Here is a 20,956-nt window from a genome sequence, read left to right as displayed (position 1 = left end):
GGACCTTCAGCAAGCCCTATCCTCCCAGTTCAGGAGCACTTTTCTCATGTCAACGACCAGCCGGAATCAATCCGCCATGAAAGCGCGAGGTTAGCGGCTTTACCCAGCGGCCCCATTGGGGCTGTCGGTGGTAGCCCGCGGCGCGCCAAGCGTGATGCGCCTGCTCGTTGTCGTCCAGGACCATGGCGTCGGCCCGGAACGCCCCGAACTCGCGGAAGCGCAGCTCGGCCCGCTCGATCAGCTTTCGCGCGATGCCCTGCCGCCGGTGGTCGGGATGCACCGCGAGCCGGTAGAGGTGCGCTCGCCAGCCGTCCCAGCCGGCGATGAGCGTGCCGACCATCCGTCCATCGATCTCCGCGACCAGCAGGGCTTGCGGGTCCCTGTCGATCAGCGCCGAATACCCCTGGGGCGAGTCGCGCCGATCCGTCCCTTCACCGGCGAGCTTCCAGAAGTCGAGGACGGCCTGGAGCTCGTCGTCCCGCCCATAGCGAATCACTACTTCCGTCACGCGGAGCCACCCTAGACCGTGGGGTCATCTCCGCCTTAGAGGGTCGCAGTTATTCCTTCGCGCGGGCGGGGGGCTCGTCGGGATAGTGAGCGGTATGGATGCGCAAGGGCATGTGGATCAGTGGTTGGCGGGTTGGGAAGCCCGCGATCTGGACGCGATCATGGCGTGCTACTCCGCTGACGTCGACTTCGCGGCGTCGACGGTCGTGAGCCGCTGGGGCCGTGCGGACGGCCGGTTGCAGGGCAAGGCGGAGTTGCGTCGCCATTTCGAGCGGGGGCTGGAGCTCGCGCCGGATCTGCGGTTCACCGAGGAGGCGTTGTTGACCAGCCCGGATGGCTACGCCCTGTTGTATCGGCGCGAGAACGGTAACCGTGTGCTGGACGTGGTCGAGCTGGATGAGCACGGGCTGGCCGTACGAGTGCGAGCGTTCTACGAGCAGGCGCAGCGATAAGTGCCACAAGCAATGAGTGGTCGGGAAATGAGTGCGGCCCGCGCTCGGTGAGGAGCGCGGGCCGCGAGTTTCGGGGTCAGCTGTTCTTGCCCCACAGGTAGGCGCCGGCGCCCATGGCCAGGAGGCTGATCCAGCTGAAGACGGTGCGGACGGTGTTCCAGGCGGTCCAGCGGCCGGAGTAGTCCTGCCAGATCCGGGCCGCGTCGGCGGCGTGCTTGGGGATGTGCACGCCGTCCAGGTCGTTGTTCATCGGGATGTTGACGGCGAAGCTGGGGAACAGGGCGCCGAGGACGTAGACGCCGGCCGCGGCCAGGAAAAGGATGCCGGCGGCCTTCTGGTCCCTGGTCATCAGCAGCACGCCGGCGACCGCGGCGAACACCGGCAGCAGCATGAACATGCCGACGAACAGCGGGTTCTGGATGCGCTGGTTGATGGTCTGCATGGCGTCGATCGCCGAGGCCGGCTTCGAGCCGTTCAGTCCCGGCATGACGCCGGTGGAGAAGCCGAAGAACGTCCCGGCCATTCCGGCCGCCATGATGATCGAGAGTGTGGCCGAGGCGGCCGCGAAAGAGAACTTCATCAGCTTCTCCTAGTGTCGGGCGGTGCGGTTTCCGTGATGCCCTTGAGTCAACCGGGCGGCGCGGCCGTCCAACATCGTTGAGAAGCTCGACCCCATATGCGAGCGTCCAGGCCCATTACGGGTCGGTTCGGGGCGGGGTTTCGGGTGGTGGTGCGGTCGACAGGGGGAAGGGGCGAACGTAGCTTCGGGGTGTGGGTGGCGTCAGTCCGCAGCGGGTCGCGTTCGATGCCGCGCGGGTGCTGGTGTCGGCGGCGGGCAGCGATCTGTGCTGGTGGTTGTGCGGGGAGATCGGCCGGTGCCTCGGGGAGGGGTACGAGGTGCGGTTGGTGGAGACGCGTCTGCGGTTGGAGCGCGGCGACGTCTATTACAAAGAGGCGGGGTGCTGGCGCGCCCTTCTGGAGGACGCGCTTCGTGAACGGCCCGAGGTGGCCGAGTGCCTTTATGAGGTCGTAGGGCCGTTGCTGGGGGCGTCAGCCGGTCGGTGAGGCGTCCGGGACGACGGCGGGGACGCGCTTGTTGCGGAAGAAGTGCCCTACCTGGAGCGCAAGGGCACAACTGCGGGTTGTGGGTCGGGTCGGGCGGTTGTTTGTGGGGGCGGTGGCGGCGGGTGTTGGATCGGCGGCGGAGAAGGGGGCGCCGTGCTCGGACGGGATTTCGCGTGGTTGTGGCGTGCGTACGCGGTCAGCTCGCTGGGGACGTGGCTGGCCTTGGACGCGTTCCCGCTGATCGCGGTGCTGGCGCTGCATGTGGGGCCCGCGCGGGTGTCGATGATCGCGGCGGCGAGCGGGACGGCGGCGGCGCTGCTGGCGGTGCCGCTGGGGCCGTGGATTGAGTTCCAGTACAAGCGGCGGTTGATGGTCCGGGCGGATCTGGTGCGGTCCGCGGTGCTGGTGACGGTGCCGGCGGCGTACGCCTTCGGGGCGTTGACGTACGTGCATCTGCTCGTGGTGGCGGTGGTCGTCGCGCTGGCGGACATCGTGTTCCGGGGGGCGAGCGGGGCGCATCTGAAGGAGCTGGTGCCGCAGCGGCATCTGATGGAGGCCAACGGCAGGTTCGAGACGGTGCAGTGGATGTCGACGGCGGTCGGGCCGCCGGCGGGCGGGGCGCTGATCGGGGTGCTGGGGCCGGTGGTGACGGTGCTGCTGGACGCGGTCAGCTACGTGCTGTCGGCGCTGGGGATCGGGAGGATCGCGGCGCCGGAGGCGGAGCCGCCGGTGCGGACGGCGGGCGCGTCGCGGTGGGCGGAGATCGGCGAGGGGTGGCGGGTGATCGCGGCGGAGCGGGAGCTGCGGCTGCTGTTCGCCAACAGCGTGCTCACCGGGTCGCTGATCATGGCGACGGCTCCGCTGCTGACCTATCTGATGCTGCACGACCTGGGGTTCTCGCCGCTGGAGTACGGGCTGGCGTTCGGCGTGCCGTGCCTCGGCGGGATCGCGGGCGCGCGGGCGTCGCGGCCGCTCGTCAAGCGGTTCGGGCGGCGGACGATCATGCTGGTGTTCGGGGTCGGGCGGGCGTTGTGGCTGGTCGGGCTCGCGTTCGTCGGGACGGGGCTCGGCGCGCTGCTGCTGGTGATGGCGATGGAGCTGGGGATCATCACCTGCATGGGGGTGTTCAACCCGATCTACGCCACGCGGCGGCTGGAGCTGGCCGAGGCCGGGAAGGTGGCCCGGATGGTGACCGCGTGGACGGTCAGTTCGCGCACCGCGATCGCCGTGCTCACGGCGGTGTGGGGTGTTCTGGGCGGGTTCGTGGGTGTGCGGCCGGCGATCGCGGTGGCGGGGGTGCTGCTCATCGGGGCGTGCGCGTTCCTGCCGTGGCGCCGGGAGCCGTCCGAGGTCACGGGAGAGGCGTCTCCCGAGGCCGGGGTCCGCGTCGCGGGATGACCGGGTTCTCGGTCTCGCGCCGCCAGAGGGTGCGGTAGAGGCCGGGACGGGAGACCAGGTCGGCGTGGGTGCCGCGGTCCGCGACGCGCCCGCCGGACAGGACGATGATCTCGTCGACGGCGTCCAGGCCGGTGAGGCGGTGGGTGACGAGCAGGGTGGTGCGGCCTTCGGTGGCGGTGAGGAGGTCGGCGGTGAGCTCGTCGGCGGTCGCGGTGTCGAGGTGCTCGGCGGGCTCGTCGAGCAGCAGGATCGGGAAGCCGGCGAGGAGGGCGCGGGCGAGGGCGATGCGCTGGCGCTGCCCGCCGGACACCTGCGCGCCGTGCTCGCCGACGCGGGTGTCGAGGCCGCGGGGCAGCGCGTCGACCCAGTCGAGGAGGCGGGCGCGGCGGAGGGCGTCGCGGATCTCGGCGTCGGCGGCGGCGGGGCGGGCCAGCCGGACGTTCTCCCCGATCGTGGAGTCGAACAGGTGCGCGTCCTGGGCGCACAGGCCGATGACGGTCCGGACGTCGTCGCCGGTCAGCGCGCGCAGGTCGGTGCCGTTGAGGGACACCGTTCCGGACGCGGGTTCCAGGAACCGGAGCAGGACGGAGGTCAGGGTCGTCTTGCCGGAGCCGGACGGTCCGACGATCGCGCAGCGGCGGCCGGGCGCGAGGTTCAGGGAGATGCCGTCGAGGGCGTCGGGGCCGGTGGGCGTCCAGCGCGCCCGGAGGTTCTGGATCTCGAGCGTGTAGGGCGCGGCGGGGAGCGGCGACGGCGCGGCCGGGTCCTCGACCGGCACGGGAGCGTCGAGGACGGCGAAGATCCGCGCGGCCGAGCGGCGGACCCGTTCCAGGTACTGCGCGGCGACGGGCAGGCCGGCGACGACCTCGAACGCGGCGAGCGGCAGCAGGACGATCACCGCGAGCAGCACCCCGTCGAGCGCGCCCGACCGGACGGCGGGCACCCCGACGGCGAGGCCGCCCCACACGGCCAGCCCGCCGGCGAGGGCGGAGACGGCCGCGCCGAGCCCGGTGGACGCGGCGGAGCGCGCGGAGGCGCGGGTGAAGTCGCTGTCCAGCCGGGCGGCCTCGGCGAGCTGCGCGGGCGCGGCGCCGTAGGCGATGAGCTCGGGGGCGCCCTGGAGGGTGTCGACGACGTGGGACGTGAGTTCGCCGCGCAGGTCAGTGGTCCGGCGTTCGGCCCGCCGCGCCATCGCGGACGACAGCCACGGCGCGACGACCCCGGCCACCAGCAGCGCGAGCAACAGGATGACGCCCGCCGATGGCAGCAGCGCCCACGCGAGCCCGACGGACGCGCCGCCGACGACCGCGGCGACCGTGCAGGGCAGGAGCACGCGGAGGAAGAGGTCCTGGACGGCGTCGACGTCGGCGACGAGGCGGTTCAGCAGGTCGCCGCCACGGAATGCGGGAAGTCCGCCGGGCGCGAGCCGTTCCAGCCGTTCGTACACGCGCGCGCGCAGGTCGGCCAGGATGCGGAACGTCGCGTCATGGCCGACGAGACGTTCGGCGTAGCGGAACACGCCGCGCCCTAGGCCGAACGCACGGACGGCCACGATCGCGACCATCAGCATCAGCACGGGCGGGTGCTGCGCGGCGCGGGAGATGAGCCATGCGGACGTCGCCATGAGGCCGACGCCGCTGCCGAGGGCGAGGACGCCGAACAGGACGGCGAGCAGCAGCCGTGCGCGCGCGGGCCGGGCGAGCCGGATGAGGCGGAGGATCATGCCGCCACCGCCACGGGTTCGACGGCGACGACGCGGTCGGCCAGGGCGGCCAGGGCCGGGCGGTGCGCGACGAGCAGGACGGTCCGGCCGGTCCTGAGCCGTTCGACGGCGTCGATCACCGCGGCCTCGCTTTCGCCGTCGAGGTTGGAGGTGGGTTCGTCGAGGAGCAGGAGCGGCGCGTCGCGGAGGAACGCGCGGGCGAGGGCGATGCGCTGGCGCTGGCCCGCCGACAGGCCGGCGCCCCGGTCGCCGAGCACCGTGTCGGAGCCCGCGGGCAGGGCGGAGACGAACTCCAGCGCGTTCGCGGCCTCGGCGGCGGCCCGCACGTCGGCGTCCGGCGCGTCCGGGCGGCCGAGGCGGATGTTGTCGGCGACCGTCCCGGCGAACAGGTAGGGGCGCTGCGGGACCCACGCGATCCGCTCGCGCCAGGCGTCCGGGGCGAAGTCGCCGAGGTCGTCCCAGTCGGCGAGGACGCGGCCCGCGTCCGGCCGGACGAACCCGAGCAGCACCGACAGCACGGTCGACTTCCCGGCGCCGCTCGGCCCGACCAGCGCGACCGTCTCGCCGGGGTGGACGGTCAGCGAGAAGTCCTCCAACGCGGGGCCCCGCGGGTAGGTCACCGTGACCCCGTCCAGCCGGAGGGTCGCGCGGGAAAGGTCCGGAACGTCCGATCGGGTCCCGGTGGCGGGCAGCGGCGTCTCCAGCACCTCGAAGATCCGCGACGCGGCGGTGAGGCCCTCGACGCTCGCGTGGTACTGCGCGCCGACCTGCCGCAGCGGCAGGTACGCCTCCGGCGCCAGGACCAGGACGAGCAGCGCCGTCTCCAGCCCGAGCCCGCCGTCGACGAGCCGCAGCCCGATCGACACGGCGACGAGCGCGACCGACAGCGTCGACAGCAGCTCCAGCACGAGCGCGGACAGGAACGCGACCCGCAGCGTCGCCATGGTCGCGCGCCGGTGCCGGTCGGTGACCTCGCGGATCCGGTCCGCCTGCGCCCGCGCCCGGCCGAAGATCTTCAGCGTGGGCAGGCCGGCGACGACGTCGAGGAAGTGCGCGGCGAGGACGGACAGCGTCCGCCACTGCCGGTCCATCTTCCGCTGCGTGGTGAGCCCGACGAGGATCGCGAACACGGGGATGAGCGGCAGCGTCGCGGCGATCGTGACGGCGGACGGCCAGTCGCCGAGCAGGATCCGGAACCCGACGGCCGCCGGGACGATCACCGCGAGGACGAGCTGCGGCAGGTAGCGGGAGAAGTAGTCGTCGAGCGCGTCGACGCCGCGGGTGGCGAGGGCGGCGAGCTCGCCGCTGCGCTCGCCGGACAGCCAGCGCGGCCCGAGCGCCATCGCGTGGGCGAGCAGCCGGCCGCGCAGCTGCGACTTCACCGCGGCGGACGAGCGGTGCGCCGCGACCTCCTGCAGCCAGGCGACCAGCGCCCGGCCGAGGACGACGCCGAGCAGGAGCAGCATCGGGGTGCGCAGGTCGCGGAGCGAGGCGCCGCCGAGGAAGGCGCGGGTGAGCATGTCGGCGAGCAGCGTCGCCTGCGCGATGATCAGTGCGGCGGTGGCGGTGCCGAGCGCCACGGACGCCAGCAGGAAGATCCGGGTCGTCCGGGCGTAGCGCAGCAACCGCGGGTCGAGGGGCTTCACCGCACCGGCTCCGGCTTCTTCTTCGGCGCCGCGGGGATGTGCGCGGTGCCGATCCGCTTGCGGAACACCCAGTACGTCCACCCCTGGTAGATCATCACGATCGGGGTGAACGCGGCGGCCACCCAGGTCATGATCTTCAGGGTGTAGTCGCTGGACGCGGCGTTGCCGGTGGTCAGGCCGCCGGAGGCGAGCGTCGAGGGCAGGACGTCCGGGAACAGCGCGGTGAACAGGGTGGCGACGGCGAGCACGATGGCGGCGCCGGTGCCGACGAACGCCCAGCCCTCGCGCCCGCGCCGGTTCGCGACGGCGGCGACGAGCAGCCCGGCGGCGGCGCCCCCGGCGGTCAGCCAGGTCACCGGCTTGCCGTGCTGGAGCTGCGTGATCAGCAGGAAGCTCCCGCCGGCGGCGATCGCGCCCACCACCGCGATGCCGGCGACGCGCCGCGCCCGGAACCGGATCTCGCCGGACGTCTTCAGCGCCAGGAACACCGCGCCGTGCAGGACGAACAGGGCCGTCGTCGCGAGCCCGCCGAGCAGCGCGTACGGGTTGAGCAGGTCGAGCAGCGTGCCCGCGTAGTCGTGCGAGGCGTCCAGCGGCACGCCCCGGACGATGTTGGAGAACGCGACGCCCCACAGGAACGCGGGCACGAGGCTGCCCCAGAAGATCGCCCGGTCCCAGCGGGCGCGCCACCGCGCGTCGTCGCGCTTGCCGCGGTACTCGAACGCGACGCCGCGCAGGATCAGCGCGAGCAGGATCGCGAGCAGCGGCAGGTAGAAGCCGCTGAACAGGGTGGCGTACCACTCGGGGAACGCGGCGAACGTGGCGGCGCCGGCGACGATGAACCACACCTCGTTGCCGTCCCAGACGGGCCCGATGGTGTTGATGACGACGCGGCGCTCGACGTCGTCGCGGCCGAGGACGGGCAGCAGCATCCCGACGCCGAAGTCGAATCCCTCCAGGAAGAAGTAGCTCGTCCACAGGAAGGCGATGATGACGAACCAGACGGTGGTGAGTTCCATGGCCGGGCTCCCTCGGTAGCGAACTCAGTAGGCGAACTCAGTAGGCGAGCTCAGTAGGCGAACGCGAGCGCGCGCTCGGCGTCCTCGTCGGAGTCGTCGTCGGACGGGGGCGGGGGCAGCACCTCGTCCTCGGTGGGCGGCCCGGCCTTGGCGTACCGGAGCATCAGCCCGACCTCGATCACGAGCAGGACGCCGTACAGCGCGGTCAGCGACGCGACGGAGATGAGCATCGACGTCGGCGACACCCCGGGCGAGACGCTCGCGGACGTCTTCAGCACGCCGAACACCGACCAGGGCTGCCGTCCGGTCTCGGTGAAGATCCAGCCGGCGGAGTTGCCGATGAAGGGCAGCGTCAGCGACAGCACGCCGATCCGGTACACCCAGGGGCTGGACGGCAGCCGTCCGCGCCGCAGCAGCCACAGCCCGGCGAGCGAGACGAGCGCGGTGAGCATCCCGACCCCGACCATGACGCGGAAGTTCCAGTACGCGACGGGGACGACGGGCCGGTAGTTGCCGGGCCCGAACCGGGCCTCCTCGGCGGCCTGGACGTCGTTGATCCCCTTGACCTCGCCGTCGAAGCTGCCGGTGGCGAGGAACGACAGCACGCGCGGCACCTTGATCCCGAAGACCTCCTTGTGGCCGTCCGGCGTGCCGATCGTGAGGACGGAGAACGACGCGGGCTGCTCGGTCTCGTAGAGGGCCTCGGCGGCGGCCATCTTCATCGGCTGCTGCTCGGTCATGACCTTGCCCTGGAGGTCCCCGGTGATGGCGACGCCGATCGACGCGACGGCGGTGACGGCGAGCGCGACCTTCAGTGACGGGCGGAAGACCTCGATGTTCTTGCGGCGGGCGAGGTGCCAGGCGCTGACGCCCGCCATGAACAGGCCGCCGGTGACGAACGCCGCGGTGATGGTGTGCGGGAACGAGACGAGCTGCGTGGAGTTGGTGAGGACGGCCCAGAAGTCGGTGAGGCGGGCGCGTCCGGTCGCGTGGTCGACGCGGTAGCCGACGGGGTGCTGCATCCAGGAGTTGGCGGCGAGGATGAAGTACGCCGACAGCAGGGTGCCGATGTGGACGAGCCAGATGCAGGCGTTGTGCAGCCTGGCGTTGAGCTTGTCCCAGCCGAAGATCCACAGGCCGAGGAAGGTCGACTCGACGAAGAACGCGAGGAGGCCCTCGATGGCGAGCGGGGCGCCGAAGATGTCGCCGACGAAGCGGGAGTAGTCGCTCCAGTTCATGCCGAACTGGAACTCCTGCACGATGCCGGTGACGATGCCCATCGCGAAGTTGATCAGGAAGAGCTTGCCCCAGAACTTGGTCGCCCGCAGGTAGCGCGTCCCGCCGGTGCGCAGCCACGCCGTCTCCAGGCCCGCGACGAGCGCGGACAGCCCGATCGTGAGCGGGACGAACAGGAAGTGGTAGACGGTGGTGATCCCGAACTGCCACCGTGCGATGTCGACCGAGTCCATGGGCGCGCGCCTCTCCGGCTCATCTACTATAAGCTGTAGTACTACGTCCTGTGGGAAATACTACGGCCTGTAGTACTACAGGTCGTCGTAATGTCGCTCACACGGGCGCGCGCAGACGTCGAGCCCGCGGCCTCCGCCGAGGCCGCGGGCTCGTAGAGCAGAAGGTCAGCGGCGGGTCACCGGGCCTGGCGGGCGTGCGGGACGGTGCAGCCGGACCGGCCGAAGTCCAGGACGCTGCCCGGCGCGATGCAGGCGGCGAGGCCGTACGTCTCCTGCGCGTAGCCGATGTGCGGGCGCACCGTGACGTTGCCCGACTCGTCCACCTCGCACGGGTTGTCGAGCGTGCAGCGCTCGCCGTTCTCGTTGATGGTGTTGTTGATCGCGATGACCTTGCCGGAGCCCGCGTCGATCACCGGGGATCCGGAGGTGCCGCCGATGACGTCGCACGCGGACGTGTAGCGGACCGAGTCTTTCCAGGTCCACTGGTCCTCGCGGAGCCGGTAGGCGAACCCGTCGAGGCCGCACGAGTACATCCGGCGCCAGTAACCGGAGACGACGCGCAGGTCGGTGCCGGCCGCCGGATGGTCGAGCGACAGCTGCAGGGCGGGCGTGCCGTACCTCTGCCGGATCGCGGCGTAGGTGGTGTTCAGCTTGTAGAGGGTGACGTCGGTGTCGGTCATCGTGGAGTACAGCATCCGCGTCGCGCGCAGGGTGCCGAGCGTTCCTTGCCCGCTGGAGTTCAGGAGCGTGAACGTCCGGCTGGACGCCCGGTTGGTGATGACCTGTCCGGCGCTCGGCATGCCGCCCTCGTAGCAGTGCCCGTTGGTCAGCACGAGCGCGGGATCGGCGTCGGCGGCGCCCGGGGTGCGGACGAGGGAGCCGGAGCAGTTGCTGAGCGCGACGATGCCGGTGAAGTCGACGGCCGTCGTGGCGGGTGCGGGTGTGGGGGGAGCGGGAGCGGCGGACGCGGTGGACGCGGCGGCGGTCAGCGTCGCCGTGCCGAGGAAGGCGGCGGCGAGCACGCCGAGGAGGCGCCTGTGCATGGCGGGGGGTCCTCTCCGTTGAGCGGGCAGCGCGATGCTAACCAGGACCCCGGCGCCCAGGAAGGGACAAGAAGTGCCAAACCGTCCGGCCCGCGCGGACGCCGCCCCGCTCGCGAACCCGTGCTCCGCTCGCGAACCCGCGCGCCTAGACTCGCGCGCATGGACCTGAGGGACGCCACGCGCATGATCCTGTCCGAGTCCGCCGCGCACCCGGAGCTGCTCCGGGTCAGCCGGCAGGCGCACGACGAGCTGGCGGCGGGACGGCCGGTGCCGTACGCGGAGCTGAGCTGGATGCTCAAGGAGGCGGCCCGCAAGAACGTCTACCCCGCCGTCCACGCCCGGTACGGGGCGGACGCGTTCGACGCGATGGTCCTCGTGATCGGCCGCGAGATCGACCGGCAGGCCCCGGTCGTCCGCCACTAGCGGCCCGGCTTCGGGTAGCCGGACTCCAGGTAGTCCTCGGGACGGGCCGTGGGCGGGCGCGGCCGCTCGCGCGACCGGTCCGTCAGCGCGTTCAGCCACAGCAGCGCGACGGCCGAGACGACGGCGAGGCCCGTCCAGTTCAGGATCGTGATGAGGTGGTCCTGCGCGCCGGTGGCGCGCGGCAGGTAGCCGTGGTCCAGCAGCTGGAACTGCCAGGGCGTCCCGGTCAGGTAGAGGGTCAGGGCGATCGCGAGGCCGTGCATCGAGTCCCACAGCCCGTGCAGGACGGACACGCCGGCGTACGCCAGCACGACCGGCCCGGTGACGCGCCAGTGCGTGCGGGACGCGGCGAACAGCGCGCCCCCGGCGATCGCCGTCCACAGCCCGTGGCCCAGCGGCGACAGCAGGCCCCGCAGGATCTCCGTCTCGACCATCGAGCGGACGCTGATGCCGTGCACGGTGAACAGCGCGTTGAACGCGTACCCGGCCGACTCGAACGCGGCGAACCCGAACCCGACGGCGGCGCCGAGGACGAGACCGTCCCGCAGTGTGCGCGCGCGGAGGTGCCGTGCGACGAAGAGCAGCGCCGCGGCCTTCACGGCCTCCTCGATGAACCCGACGCCGAAGTAGCGGAACAACGACGGGTGCAGCAGGTACCGCTCCAGCAGTGACGCACCCAACACGCCGAGGACGCCGCCGACGACGAACGCGCGGAACAGCAGCGGGACGGTGACCTCACCGGACGTCCCGTGCTCGTAGGCCCACACGACGAACGTCACCGGGACGAGGAAGCTGCCCAGCAGCACGATCGTCGGCAGCAGGTTCGCGTTCGCGGTGACCACGGTCACCAGGACGGACGCGGCCCACAGCGCGAGCCCCGCCCAGAACATCCGCAGCCAGGGCTTCGGCCGCCCCGTCGTGGTCGCCGTCGCTCGCGCCGTGCCGGTCATCGGTCGCACATCGTCTCCTTCCGCGACGACTCGTTACCCGGCGTCGCCGGCGGTGAACCGGAAGGTGGCGATCCTCATACGCGCCTCATGCGCGCCTCATGCGCGCCCTCAAAGGGGCACCGGCGCCGCGCACGCCTCAGGACGCGGCGGTGGCGCGGAACGTGCGGCGGTAGGCGGACGGCGACGTGCGCATCGCGCGCCCGAAATGGTGCCGGAAGGTCACCGGGCTCTCGAAGCCGACCGCCGCGCCGATCTCCTCGATCGGCACGGTGCCGTCCTCCAGCAGCGGCAGCGCGGCCATGATCCGCTGGGTGACGACCCAGCGCAGCGGGCTTGTCCCGGTCTGCCGGTTGAAATGCCGGATGAAGGTGCGCGGCGCGAGGTGCGCCTCCCGCGCCATCCGCGCGACGGTGATCGGCTCGGCGAGGTGGTCGAGCGCCCACCGCATGGCGCGGGCGACGGCGTCGTCCGCGGCGGGCGGGGTGACGGCGGCCTCGACGAACTGCGCCTGCCCGCCCTCCCGGTGCGGCGGGATCACCAGGCGGCGCGCGACCGCGTTGGCGACGCGGGCGCCGTGGTCCTTGCGGACGAGGTGCAGGCACATGTCGAGCCCGGCGGCGCTGCCCGCGCCGGTGAGCACGTCGTCGCCGTCGACGTACAGCACGTCCGGGGTCACGCGGACGTCCGGGTAGCGGCGTTGCAGCAGGTCGGCGTACCGCCAGTGCGTCGTGGCCTCGCGGCCGTCGAGGAGCCCGGCGGCGGCCAGCGCGAACGCGCCGGAGCAGATCGACACGACGCGGGCGCCGCGCGCGTGCGCGGCCCGCAGCGCCGCGACGACCTCGGCCGGCGGGTCGCCGCGGACGTCCGGGACGGCGACGACGATCACCGTGTCGGCGGACGCGAACGCGTCGAGGCCGTGCTCCGCGGTCACCGCGAACCCGCCGACGGCGCGCATCGGCCCGCGCTCCCGCGAGCAGACCCGCAGGTCGTACCAGGGGACGTCGAGCTCGGGGCGGGGCAGGCCGAACACCTCGACGACGGAGCCGAGCTCGAACGGCGCCATGCCGTCGAACACCAGCACCGACACGGTGTGCCGGCGGGCGGGGGCGGCGACGTCCATGGCGCGATGTTATCGGTATCCGGCATTCGTGCCACTCCCGGACGCATCGCCTCGGACGCGAGGATCGAGGCAACACGGAGAAGAGACAGCACGGAAAACAGCACGGAGAAGGAGCCGCCGATGAGCGCCGTCAACGCCGTACCCCCCGCCCGCCCCGACGAGGCGCGCCGGCACTTCGCCGCCCGCCTCGCCTTCGAGACCGACGCCTCCGACGTGGCCGCCGACCTCGCCGCCGGGACGCCCGGCATCGTCGTCGTCGACAGCCGCAGCGCCGAGAGCTGGGCGCAGGGCCACGTGGACGGCGCCGTTCACCTGCCGACCGCGGAAATCGCGGCGCGCGCCGCCGCGTTGGTCCCTGAGGGCGCGACCGTGGTCGTCTACTGCTGGGGACCCGGCTGCAACGGCGCGCAGAAGGCCGCGCTGGCGTTCGCGGAGCTCGGCCTTCCCGTCAAGGAGATGATCGGCGGGTTCGAGTACTGGGCGCGCGAGGGATACCCCGTCGCGACCGGCTTCGGTGCCGTCACCCGCCGCGCCCCGGACCCCCTCACGGCGCCCGTCACGGGCATCTCCTGCGCATGCTGAGCCGCTCGGTGCGAATGTTCCGCCCGGGACGGGGCATAAGGAGGCACCCGGCCGACGTTAGACTCTACGAATCATTCTTCGGCGCCCCGATGGCGCCAGGCTCGTCCTTGTAGCCCACCGATCGCGACCCGGCGATCACACCGTGGTGCCTCCCGAGACGTGCCCCCCTCTCGGAAGGTAATGCGTGACCACAGCTGCTGCTGCTCAGAACCCGTCCGCCGACCTGCCGGCCGCGCCCGAGGGCGTGACCGAGGGCGACGAGCGGGTTCCCACCTTCGCCGAGCTCGGCCTTCCGGCCGCGCTGGTGTCCGCCCTGGCCCGCCAGGGCATCGAGGCCCCGTTCCCGATCCAGGCCGCCGCGATCCCCGACGTCATGGCGGGACGCGACGTCCTCGGCCGCGGTAAGACGGGCTCCGGCAAGACCCTCGCCTTCGGCCTGCCGCTGCTGGCCCGCCTGTCGGGCCGCCGCGCCGCGCCGAAGCGCCCGCTCGCGCTCATCCTCGTGCCGACCCGCGAGCTCGCCCAGCAGGTGCAGACCAACCTCGAGCCGCTCGGCCGCGGCCTCGGGCTGAAGTTCAAGACCGTCATCGGCCAGACGTCGATGTTCAAGCAGATCGACGCGCTGCGCCGCGGCGTCGAGGTCCTCGTCGCGACCCCGGGCCGCCTCAAGGACCTGATGCGGCAGGGCGCCTGCGACCTGTCCGACATCGAGATCGCGGTGCTGGACGAGGCCGACCACATGGCCGACATGGGCTTCCTGCCCGACGTCACCGACATCCTGGACGCCGCCAAGCCCGGGGGGCAGCGGCTGCTGTTCTCCGCGACCCTCGACAAGGACGTCGACGTCCTCGTCAAGCGGTACCTGGACGACCCGGTGACGCACGCGATCGGCCCGGTCGACGAGTCCGTCGACACGATGGAGCACCACCTGCTGCTGGTGGCCCCCAAGGACAAGGGCGCCATCACCGCCGAGATCGCCAACCGCGAGGGCCGGACGATCCTGTTCGCCCGCACCAAGCACGGCGTCGACCGGCTCGCCAAGCAGCTCACCCAGGTCGGCGTCCGCGCGGCGGGCCTGCACGGCGGCAAGAGCCAGGGCCTGCGCACCCGCACGCTCGCCGAGTTCCGCGAGGGCTCGATCAGCGTGCTGGTCGCCACGGACGTCGCCGCCCGCGGCATCCACGTCGACGACGTGTCGCTCGTCATGCACGTCGACCCGCCCGCCGACCACAAGGACTACATGCACCGCGCGGGCCGCACCGCCCGCGCCGGCGAGCGCGGCACCGTCGTCACGCTCGTCCTGCCGCACCAGGTCCGGTCCACGTCCGCGATGACCCGCCGCGCTGGCATCAACGCGCCGCGCGTCCGGGTGAGCAGCGGCGACTCCGAGCTCGTGAAGCTGACCGGGGCGCGCGTCCCGTCGGGCATTCCGATCGAGGAGCCGCTGATCCCGGAGCGGCCGCGCCGCGAGGGCGGCCGGGGCCGTCCGGGCGGCGGGCGCCGCGGCGGGCGCGGCTTCGGCGGCGGCCGCGGCGGGCGCTCGTTCGACCGGCAGGACGGCGGGCAGCGCTCCGAGGGCCGCGGCGAGGGCTCGTACGAGCCGCGCCGCGAGGGCGGCGGCTACGGCGAGCACCGCGGCTCGTACGCCGGTGGCGAGCGCCGCGGCGGCGGCCCCCGGTCCGGGAGCGGCCCGCACGGCAACCGCCGCTCCTACGGCGGCGGCGGCAAGCGCCGCGACGGCGGAGACCGCCGCGCCGCCCGCTACAACTGACCGACCCGAACGCGCAGAAGCCCCCGTCCGCCGAGGACGGGGGCTTCTCCGTGCGCAGGCTGTGGTGCGCAGGCTGTGGTGCGCGGGCTCGTGTCAGCCGGCTTCTTCGCGGAGCTTGTCCTGGAGGAGCTGGAGGCCTTCCAGGCCGTCCACGGAGAGGGCGGCGAGCTCGTCCAGCGACATCAGCGGGCTGTTGCGCAGCGGCGGCTGCCAGCCGTTCTCCGCGTCGTAGCTGCGCAGCACCTTGGCGGGGACGCCGCCGATGACCGCGTGGTCGGGGAACTCGCCGCGGACGACCGCGCCGCCCGCGACGGCGACGTTCCGGCCGAGCCGGGTGCCCGGCAGGATGATCGCGCCGGTGCCGATCCAGCAGCCGTCGCCGATGACCACCGGGTTGTTCTCCGGCCACTGCCGGCCGATCGGCATCGCGACGTCGCCGTAGGTGTGGTTCTGGTCGGTGATGTAGACGTTCGGGCCCGTGAAGACGTCGTTGCCGATCTCGATGGACTGGTGCCCGACGATGTGCGTGCCGCGGCCGAGCGAGCAGCTCGAGCCGATCTTCACGATGACGTCCGGGCCGAGGTCCAGGCCCGGGACGAAGCCCGCCGAGATCGTCACGTGCGTGCCGACGAGCGTGTGGTCGCCGATCGAGATCCACGGCTCGCCGTAGATCGCGCCGACCGGGAAGCCGATGCAGGCACCCTCGCCGAGGTAGGCGAAGCGGCGCCGGCCCGGCGTGTGCGGGGTGATCTCGCCGTGCCGCTGGATCCACTGCCAGCCGGCGTGCACCGCCGTGTGCAGCCCGCGGCGGGCCCGGTCCCTGGCCCGGCCGGCCAGACGCTGCGCCATGGAGCGCGGATTCGGCGACATGGCGTTCACCGTACCGGTTGGTAGCAACCGGCGGAACGCGAGCCCGCGAGGACGCCGCGCAGGCGGGGGGCGCAGGCGGGACCCCGGGCACCGCAGGACGCGGGGCCCGGCCGGCGAGCGGCACGGGCCCCGCGTTCGCGCGGACGGCGCGGACGGTCAGTGCGGCGAGTGCACCTGCCCGTCGACGTCGGAACCGGAGACGGTCATCGAGTCGGCCGACACGGCCTCCCCGTGCTCCCCGGAACCTCCGGCCATGTCGCGCATGGCGTCGCGCTTGGTCAGCACGATGCCGGCCATCCCGGCGGCCGCCACCATGCCCATCATCGCCATCATGGCGCCGCGCCGCGGCTTGGCCTTCGGCGGCTCCACCCGCTGGGCGACGTCGCCGAGGAACGCGCTCACCCGCGGGGCGAGCCCGGTCTCCACGTACCGCGCGGCCATCCGCAGCCGCGGCGCGCTCCAGCCGCGCACGACCATCAGCTGGTCCTGGGCGGCCGGCATCATCCGCTCCGCCATGGCGGACGCGCCCTCCTGGGCGCGTCCGGCGCCCTGGCGGGCCGCTTCCTGGACGCGGCTGAGCCGCGTGAGCATCTCGTCCTGCGGCTTCCGGCGGATACTAATCATTAGGGACACGCTAACCTCCCTGTTTGCGAGGTCCTGTCAGGCAGCCTTCCCGAGTGCCGGAAGGTAAACCCGTCGCGCGCGATCGACCGATCACGCACCGTGACGGGTCCGGGCCTGGCCGGGACCCGAGGCAACGCACACAGATCCACTTCACGAGGAGGCGGCCAGCGTGGCCAACGAGACCTTCGCGACGCTCACCACGTCGCTCGGCAAGATCGTGATCCAGCTGTACCCGGAGCAGGCGCCGGAGACGGTGGCGAACTTCACCGAGCTGGCGGAGGGCAAGCGCGTCTGGACCGACCCGAGCACCGGGGCGAAGTCCGAGGCGCCGCTGTACAACGGGACGATCTTCCACCGCGTCATCCCCGGCTTCATGATCCAGGGCGGGGACCCGCTGGGCACCGGCACCGGCGGCCCCGGCTACAAGTTCAAGGACGAGTTCCACCCGGACCTGAAGTTCAACAAGCCGTACCTGCTGGCGATGGCGAACGCCGGGCCCGGCACCAACGGCTCGCAGTTCTTCATCACCACCGACAACATCGGGCAGGTGCAGCACCTGACCGGCCGGCACACCATCTTCGGCAAGGTCATCGAGGGCACCGACGTCGTCGACGCGATCAGCAACGTGCCGACCGGCCGGCAGGACCGCCCGGTGAACGACGTCGTCATCGAATCGGTGACGATCGAGCGGCGTTAGTCGTTTCCCTGGGTGAGACCCAGCGCCGGCCGATATCCGGCGACGGCCCGACGGAGACCGGATGAGCACAGAACAAAGTCCCGCGCCCGAGACCTCGGTGCCGACCTGCTACCGGCACCCGGGGCGGGAGAGCTATGTCCGCTGCACGCGGTGCGACCGCTACATCTGCCCGGAGTGCATGCGGGACGCGGCGGTCGGGCACCAGTGCGTCGAGTGCGTCGCCGACGGCAACCGCGGCGCGCGCAGTGCCGCCCCGCGAACGGCGCTGGGCGCGCGCGGTCCGGTGTCGGCGATGCCGGTCGTCACGTACTCGCTGATCGGCCTGTGCATCGCGGTGTACCTGGCCGAGCTGGCGTCGACGCGGGTCGTCACCGACTTCATGATGCTGGGCCGGTGGGTGCAGCCGGACGGGGAGGTCATCGGGGTCGCCGGGGGGCAGTGGTACCGGCTGGTCACGACGATGTTCCTGCACGAGCGCGGGGGGTCGCTGGGCTTCACCCACATCCTGTTCAACATGTGGGCGCTGTACGCGGTGGGACCGGCGCTGGAGCAGGTCCTCGGCCGGTGGCGCTACCTGGCGCTGTACCTGCTGTCGGGGCTCGGCGGCTCGGTGCTGCTGTACCTGGTCGACCCGAGCGGCGCGGCGGTGGGGGCGTCCGGGGCCATCTTCGGCCTGTTCGGGGCGTACTTCGTGATCGGCCGCCGGCTGGGCGCGCCCGCCGGCCCGATCGTGTTCCTGCTGGTGATCAACCTGGTGATCACCTTCTCGGTGAAGGGGATCTCCTGGGAGGGGCACGTCGGCGGGCTCGTCGTCGGCGCGCTGATCGCGCTGGCGTACGCGTACGCGCCGGCGGCGCAGCGGCGGCTGTTCCACCTCGGGATGCCGGTCGTCACGCTCGTGGCCCTGGCGGCCCTGGTGACGGCAAAGACGCTCGCACTGACCTGAGGGCCGCGGGACGATCTCCGGGCGCGCGGAAGCCGCCCGTGCCCCTCGGGGGTGCGGGCGGCTCTTCCGTGGACGGCTCCCGGCCTTCGAAGACCGTTCGGTACCCGGCCTGTGGAAAACCTGGGGAAAGGCGGGGCCAGGGATCCCCAGCCTGTGGATAACTTTCGTGGATTGGTGCGCCGCGAAAGCGGGTATCCCGACCGGATCAGCGCCAGCGGGTCGACAGCACCACGCCCAGGATGATCGCCACGAAGCCGATCCCCAGGTTCCAGTTGTGCAGGTCGGACATGAACGGCACGTTCGTGCCGGTGCTGGCCGTCACGTAGAAGACCGCGATCCAGGCCAGTCCGATCAGCCACAGCGCGACCATCGTCGGGACCAGCCAGCGCGGGCTGACCTCCGGCGCCTTCGACTTCTGCGGGGGCGTGTAAACGGCCTTCTTGCGCACTTTGGACTTGGCCACGGTGGGATCGTTCTCCTCGAGCGCCCGGCGGCCGGAGCGCCGGACCGCGCATGGGTGGTTTGTCGGTTAGCGTAGTCGCTGGTGAGCACTGTCTGATGAGCAGTTCTGGATGATGAGGGTACGGCGTTCGGCGTGGGGAAGCATCATCCCAGCTCTGACGCTCCTCGCGGGGACCCTGTTCGCGGCGAGCGCGAGCACGGCCCGCGGCACCAGCCTGCGCGACGAGGGCCGCACCCGCGTCACCGACCTCATCGGCGACGAGCAGCGCGCCAACCGCCGCGAACGCGACGGCTACCGGCGGCTCCGCCGCGACGTCGACGCCCTCTCCCGCGCCGCCGGACGCACCGACGCCCGCGTCAAGCAGGCCCAGGGCGACGCCGACCGGCTCGCCCCCGCCGCCGGCTTCACCCCCTACACCGGCCCCGCCGTCCGGGTGTCCCTGGACGACGCGCCGCAGCCGGCCGGCGGCCTCCCCACCGGCGTCCGCCCCGACGACCTCGTCGTCCACCAGAGCGACGTCCAGGCCGTCGTGAACGCGCTCTGGGCCGGCGGCGCCCGCGCCATGCAGATCATGGACCAGCGCGTGATCGCCACCAGCGCCGTCCGGTGCGTCGGCAACACCCTCATCCTCCAGGGCGTCGTGTACTCGCCGCCGTTCCGGATCACCGCCGCCGGCGACCCCGCCCGCCTCCGCGCCGCCCTCGCCGCGTCCCGCGACATCGCGATCTACCGCAAGTACGTCCGCGCCTACGGCCTCGGCTACTCCGTGCACACCCTCGCCCGCGCCAAGCTTCCCGCCTACACCGCCAACGTGACCATGAAGCACGCTACGGTGCCGACGGAGGCGCCACCGGGCGCCCACTGAACCTCGGGAGGGGGACGCGGCGTGCGGTTGATCATCCGTGGGCTCGGCGAGCTGTGCATCACCGCGGGCGTCATCGTGATGCTGTTCGTCACCTACGAGCTGTGGGGCACCGGCCAGTACACCAGCGGCCAGCAGGACAGGCTCGGCAAGCAGCTCATGAGAGCCTGGCAGGCGCCCAAGGTCACCACCGAGAAGGTCAGGCTCGGCAACGGCCTCGCCATGATCCGCATCCCGAAGTTCGGCAAGACGTACCACTACGTGATCATCGAGGGCGTCAGCGTCTCCGACCTGCGCAAGGGACCCGGCCACTACCCCGGCACCGCCCTCCCCGGCCAGGTCGGCAACTTCGTCGTCTCCGGCCACCGGACCACCTACTCCGCCCCCTTCAACAAGCTCGGCGAACTCGACCGCGGCGACGAGATCCTCATCGACACCCGCGACGACCAGTACGTCTACAAGGTCACCGACCGCCGGATCGTCAAGCCCACCGAGGTCGACGTCACCGCACCCGTCCCCTTCCACCCCGGCCGCAGGCCCACCGGCCGGACGATCACCCTCACCACCTGCCACCCGAAGTACTCCGCCGCCAAACGGATGATCATCTTCGGGGAGCTCGCGTCCACCGTGCCCCGCGCCGCGCCCGGCGCCCCGTCCGCCGCCGGAAGGTAGGAGACACCCGTGTACGCCTGGATCTGGCGCCATCTCCCCGGCACCTGGCCCGCCAAGACCGGCATCGCCCTCGCCCTCGTCGCCGCCCTCGCCGCCGTCCTCTGGTGGGGCGTGTTCCCCTGGATCGAACCCAAGGTCCAGATCGACCACGGCGTCGTCGACGGGACCCCCACCCCCACCAGCACGACCAAACCCGGCTGACCTGCGCTTTCGCCGCCCCGCGAGGCGCCTGCCGGATTCGTGAGAAAAATTCGGTTGAAACCCGTAACGCCTGAGACGCCCCACACGAAGACCTATCGAGGGCTTCCGCCATTGCCCCCGAGTGGCGGAAGCCCTCGTATTTATTGCAGGGCCCTTGGCGTCAGGCGCTGGGGCGCCTTCCTTCGGCGGGCCCTGCGGGCGATCGCTGCATCGCTCCGGCTCGGCCCTGGGGGCCTCGCTGCGCGATCAGATTCTCGCTTCGCTCGAATCTGGCTTCGCACGCGATCGCAACCTGGCGGTCGCCGCATCCCTGGCTTACTGACGATCATCTGCTGCTCTGCGGTGGGTCGCCTGCTTGCTGGTCTTGTTGCGCGGGTGCGGGTGGGCTCGCTTCGCTCGCCACCCTGGGTTCGCTTGGACGTTGAAGGGCCCGCCCCCCCGCAGGGGGCGGGC

General features: G+C 72.1%; 23 protein-coding genes. 11 read left to right on the top strand and 12 right to left on the bottom strand.

Annotation, left to right across the window (positions count from 1 at the left end; all coding sequences use genetic code 11):
• Nucleotides 1–49: 49 nt before the first annotated feature.
• A complete protein-coding gene (locus tag AB0C78_RS47535) occupies nucleotides 50–508 on the bottom strand; it encodes a GNAT family N-acetyltransferase (protein WP_360761679.1) in 459 nt (152 codons plus the stop codon).
• A 94-nt stretch (nucleotides 509–602) separates the two neighbouring features.
• Between AB0C78_RS47535 and AB0C78_RS47530 the strand changes: the two genes are divergently transcribed.
• Complete coding sequence (locus AB0C78_RS47530; RefSeq protein WP_360761677.1) at nucleotides 603–959, top strand: nuclear transport factor 2 family protein; 357 nt, start codon at nucleotides 603–605, stop codon at nucleotides 957–959.
• Between the two features lie 76 nt (nucleotides 960–1,035).
• Here the strand turns inward: AB0C78_RS47530 and AB0C78_RS47525 are convergent, their stop codons facing one another.
• Nucleotides 1,036–1,539: an anthrone oxygenase family protein gene (locus AB0C78_RS47525; RefSeq protein ID WP_360761675.1), complete on the bottom strand. Its 504-nt coding sequence runs from the start codon at nucleotides 1,537–1,539 to the stop codon at nucleotides 1,036–1,038.
• Between the two features lie 191 nt (nucleotides 1,540–1,730).
• Between AB0C78_RS47525 and AB0C78_RS47520 the strand changes: the two genes are divergently transcribed.
• Both AB0C78_RS47520 and AB0C78_RS47515 read left to right on the top strand, forming a co-directional pair.
• On the top strand, nucleotides 1,731–2,024 hold the full coding sequence (locus tag AB0C78_RS47520) for a hypothetical protein (protein ID WP_360761673.1): 294 nt from the start codon (nucleotides 1,731–1,733) through the stop codon (nucleotides 2,022–2,024).
• Between the two features lie 153 nt (nucleotides 2,025–2,177).
• The gene (locus AB0C78_RS47515; RefSeq protein WP_360761671.1) at nucleotides 2,178–3,422 is read left to right on the top strand and encodes an MFS transporter; all 1,245 of its coding nucleotides are present in this window, start codon (nucleotides 2,178–2,180) and stop codon (nucleotides 3,420–3,422) included.
• Here the strand turns inward: AB0C78_RS47515 and cydC are convergent.
• The 5 genes from cydC to AB0C78_RS47490 all read right to left on the bottom strand — a co-directional run bounded on the left by cydC (nucleotide 3,376) and on the right by AB0C78_RS47490 (nucleotide 10,322).
• Nucleotides 3,376–5,145, bottom strand: a complete 1,770-nt coding sequence (cydC, locus tag AB0C78_RS47510; protein WP_360761669.1) for a thiol reductant ABC exporter subunit CydC — start codon at nucleotides 5,143–5,145, stop codon at nucleotides 3,376–3,378. The two genes, AB0C78_RS47515 and cydC, sit on opposite strands and share 47 nt — an antisense overlap.
• Nucleotides 5,142–6,791, bottom strand: coding sequence for a thiol reductant ABC exporter subunit CydD (cydD, locus tag AB0C78_RS47505; protein ID WP_360761667.1), 1,650 nt, complete (start codon nucleotides 6,789–6,791; stop codon nucleotides 5,142–5,144). The genes cydC and cydD overlap by 4 nt, the downstream gene beginning before the upstream one ends.
• Nucleotides 6,788–7,810 (bottom strand): cytochrome d ubiquinol oxidase subunit II, encoded by a 1,023-nt coding sequence (gene cydB / locus AB0C78_RS47500; RefSeq protein ID WP_360761665.1) that lies wholly within the window; start codon nucleotides 7,808–7,810, stop codon nucleotides 6,788–6,790. The genes cydD and cydB overlap by 4 nt, the downstream gene beginning before the upstream one ends.
• A gap of 50 nt (nucleotides 7,811–7,860) precedes the next feature.
• Nucleotides 7,861–9,279, bottom strand: a complete 1,419-nt coding sequence (locus tag AB0C78_RS47495; RefSeq protein ID WP_360761663.1) for a cytochrome ubiquinol oxidase subunit I — start codon at nucleotides 9,277–9,279, stop codon at nucleotides 7,861–7,863.
• A gap of 176 nt (nucleotides 9,280–9,455) precedes the next feature.
• On the bottom strand, nucleotides 9,456–10,322 hold the full coding sequence (locus AB0C78_RS47490) for a serine protease (protein WP_360761661.1): 867 nt from the start codon (nucleotides 10,320–10,322) through the stop codon (nucleotides 9,456–9,458).
• Nucleotides 10,323–10,481: 159 nt separating this feature from the next.
• Between AB0C78_RS47490 and AB0C78_RS47485 the strand changes: the two genes are divergently transcribed.
• Nucleotides 10,482–10,745: a hypothetical protein gene (locus AB0C78_RS47485; protein ID WP_360761659.1), complete on the top strand. Its 264-nt coding sequence runs from the start codon at nucleotides 10,482–10,484 to the stop codon at nucleotides 10,743–10,745.
• On the opposite strand, the gene AB0C78_RS47480 is transcribed toward AB0C78_RS47485, so the two are convergent.
• Complete coding sequence (locus AB0C78_RS47480; RefSeq protein ID WP_360761683.1) at nucleotides 10,742–11,695, bottom strand: PrsW family glutamic-type intramembrane protease; 954 nt, start codon at nucleotides 11,693–11,695, stop codon at nucleotides 10,742–10,744. The genes AB0C78_RS47485 and AB0C78_RS47480 overlap by 4 nt on opposite strands.
• A 136-nt stretch (nucleotides 11,696–11,831) precedes the next feature.
• Nucleotides 11,832–12,815, bottom strand: coding sequence for a helix-turn-helix domain-containing protein (locus AB0C78_RS47475; RefSeq protein ID WP_360761657.1), 984 nt, complete (start codon nucleotides 12,813–12,815; stop codon nucleotides 11,832–11,834).
• Nucleotides 12,816–12,935: 120 nt separating this feature from the next.
• Here AB0C78_RS47475 and AB0C78_RS47470 point away from each other — a divergent pair, with 120 nt between their 5' ends.
• On the top strand, nucleotides 12,936–13,397 hold the full coding sequence (locus AB0C78_RS47470) for a rhodanese-like domain-containing protein (RefSeq protein ID WP_360761655.1): 462 nt from the start codon (nucleotides 12,936–12,938) through the stop codon (nucleotides 13,395–13,397).
• 244 nt (nucleotides 13,398–13,641) lie between these two features.
• Nucleotides 13,642–15,168 (top strand): DEAD/DEAH box helicase, encoded by a 1,527-nt coding sequence (locus AB0C78_RS47465; RefSeq protein ID WP_360761681.1) that lies wholly within the window; start codon nucleotides 13,642–13,644, stop codon nucleotides 15,166–15,168.
• Between the two features lie 93 nt (nucleotides 15,169–15,261).
• Here AB0C78_RS47465 and AB0C78_RS47460 read toward each other — a convergent pair whose 3' ends face one another.
• Both AB0C78_RS47460 and AB0C78_RS47455 read right to left on the bottom strand, forming a co-directional pair.
• Nucleotides 15,262–16,038: an acyltransferase gene (locus tag AB0C78_RS47460; protein ID WP_151541699.1), complete on the bottom strand. Its 777-nt coding sequence runs from the start codon at nucleotides 16,036–16,038 to the stop codon at nucleotides 15,262–15,264.
• Between the two features lie 156 nt (nucleotides 16,039–16,194).
• Nucleotides 16,195–16,662, bottom strand: coding sequence for a hypothetical protein (locus AB0C78_RS47455; RefSeq protein ID WP_151541698.1), 468 nt, complete (start codon nucleotides 16,660–16,662; stop codon nucleotides 16,195–16,197).
• A 169-nt stretch (nucleotides 16,663–16,831) separates the two neighbouring features.
• On the opposite strand from AB0C78_RS47455, the gene AB0C78_RS47450 reads away from it, so the two are divergent.
• Both AB0C78_RS47450 and AB0C78_RS47445 read left to right on the top strand, forming a co-directional pair.
• Nucleotides 16,832–17,359: a peptidylprolyl isomerase gene (locus AB0C78_RS47450; RefSeq protein ID WP_360761653.1), complete on the top strand. Its 528-nt coding sequence runs from the start codon at nucleotides 16,832–16,834 to the stop codon at nucleotides 17,357–17,359.
• Nucleotides 17,360–17,420: 61 nt separating this feature from the next.
• Nucleotides 17,421–18,305 carry a rhomboid family intramembrane serine protease gene (locus AB0C78_RS47445; RefSeq protein WP_360761651.1) on the top strand — a complete coding sequence of 295 codons (885 nt, stop codon included), beginning with the start codon at nucleotides 17,421–17,423 and terminating at the stop codon, nucleotides 18,303–18,305.
• A 205-nt stretch (nucleotides 18,306–18,510) separates the two neighbouring features.
• Here the strand turns inward: AB0C78_RS47445 and AB0C78_RS47440 are convergent, their stop codons facing one another.
• Nucleotides 18,511–18,768 (bottom strand): cell division protein CrgA, encoded by a 258-nt coding sequence (locus AB0C78_RS47440; protein ID WP_151541695.1) that lies wholly within the window; start codon nucleotides 18,766–18,768, stop codon nucleotides 18,511–18,513.
• A gap of 109 nt (nucleotides 18,769–18,877) precedes the next feature.
• Between AB0C78_RS47440 and AB0C78_RS47435 the strand changes: the two genes are divergently transcribed.
• The 3 genes from AB0C78_RS47435 to AB0C78_RS47425 are packed head-to-tail and all read left to right on the top strand — an operon-like array spanning nucleotide 18,878 to nucleotide 20,503.
• Complete coding sequence (locus AB0C78_RS47435) at nucleotides 18,878–19,633, top strand: DUF881 domain-containing protein (protein WP_360761649.1); 756 nt, start codon at nucleotides 18,878–18,880, stop codon at nucleotides 19,631–19,633.
• A gap of 21 nt (nucleotides 19,634–19,654) precedes the next feature.
• A complete protein-coding gene (locus tag AB0C78_RS47430; protein ID WP_360761647.1) occupies nucleotides 19,655–20,302 on the top strand; it encodes a class E sortase in 648 nt (215 codons plus the stop codon).
• 9 nt (nucleotides 20,303–20,311) lie between these two features.
• Entirely contained in the window at nucleotides 20,312–20,503 is a 192-nt protein-coding gene (locus AB0C78_RS47425) for a hypothetical protein (RefSeq protein ID WP_360761645.1), read from the top strand.
• Nucleotides 20,504–20,956: the final 453 nt, after the last annotated feature.

The organism is Actinomadura sp. NPDC048394 (assembly GCF_040651755.1).
Taxonomy (GTDB): domain Bacteria; phylum Actinomycetota; class Actinomycetes; order Streptosporangiales; family Streptosporangiaceae; genus Spirillospora; species Spirillospora montaniterrae.
Note: the sequence above shows the minus strand (reverse complement) of the source record. Positions and strands in the feature narration are given on the sequence as shown.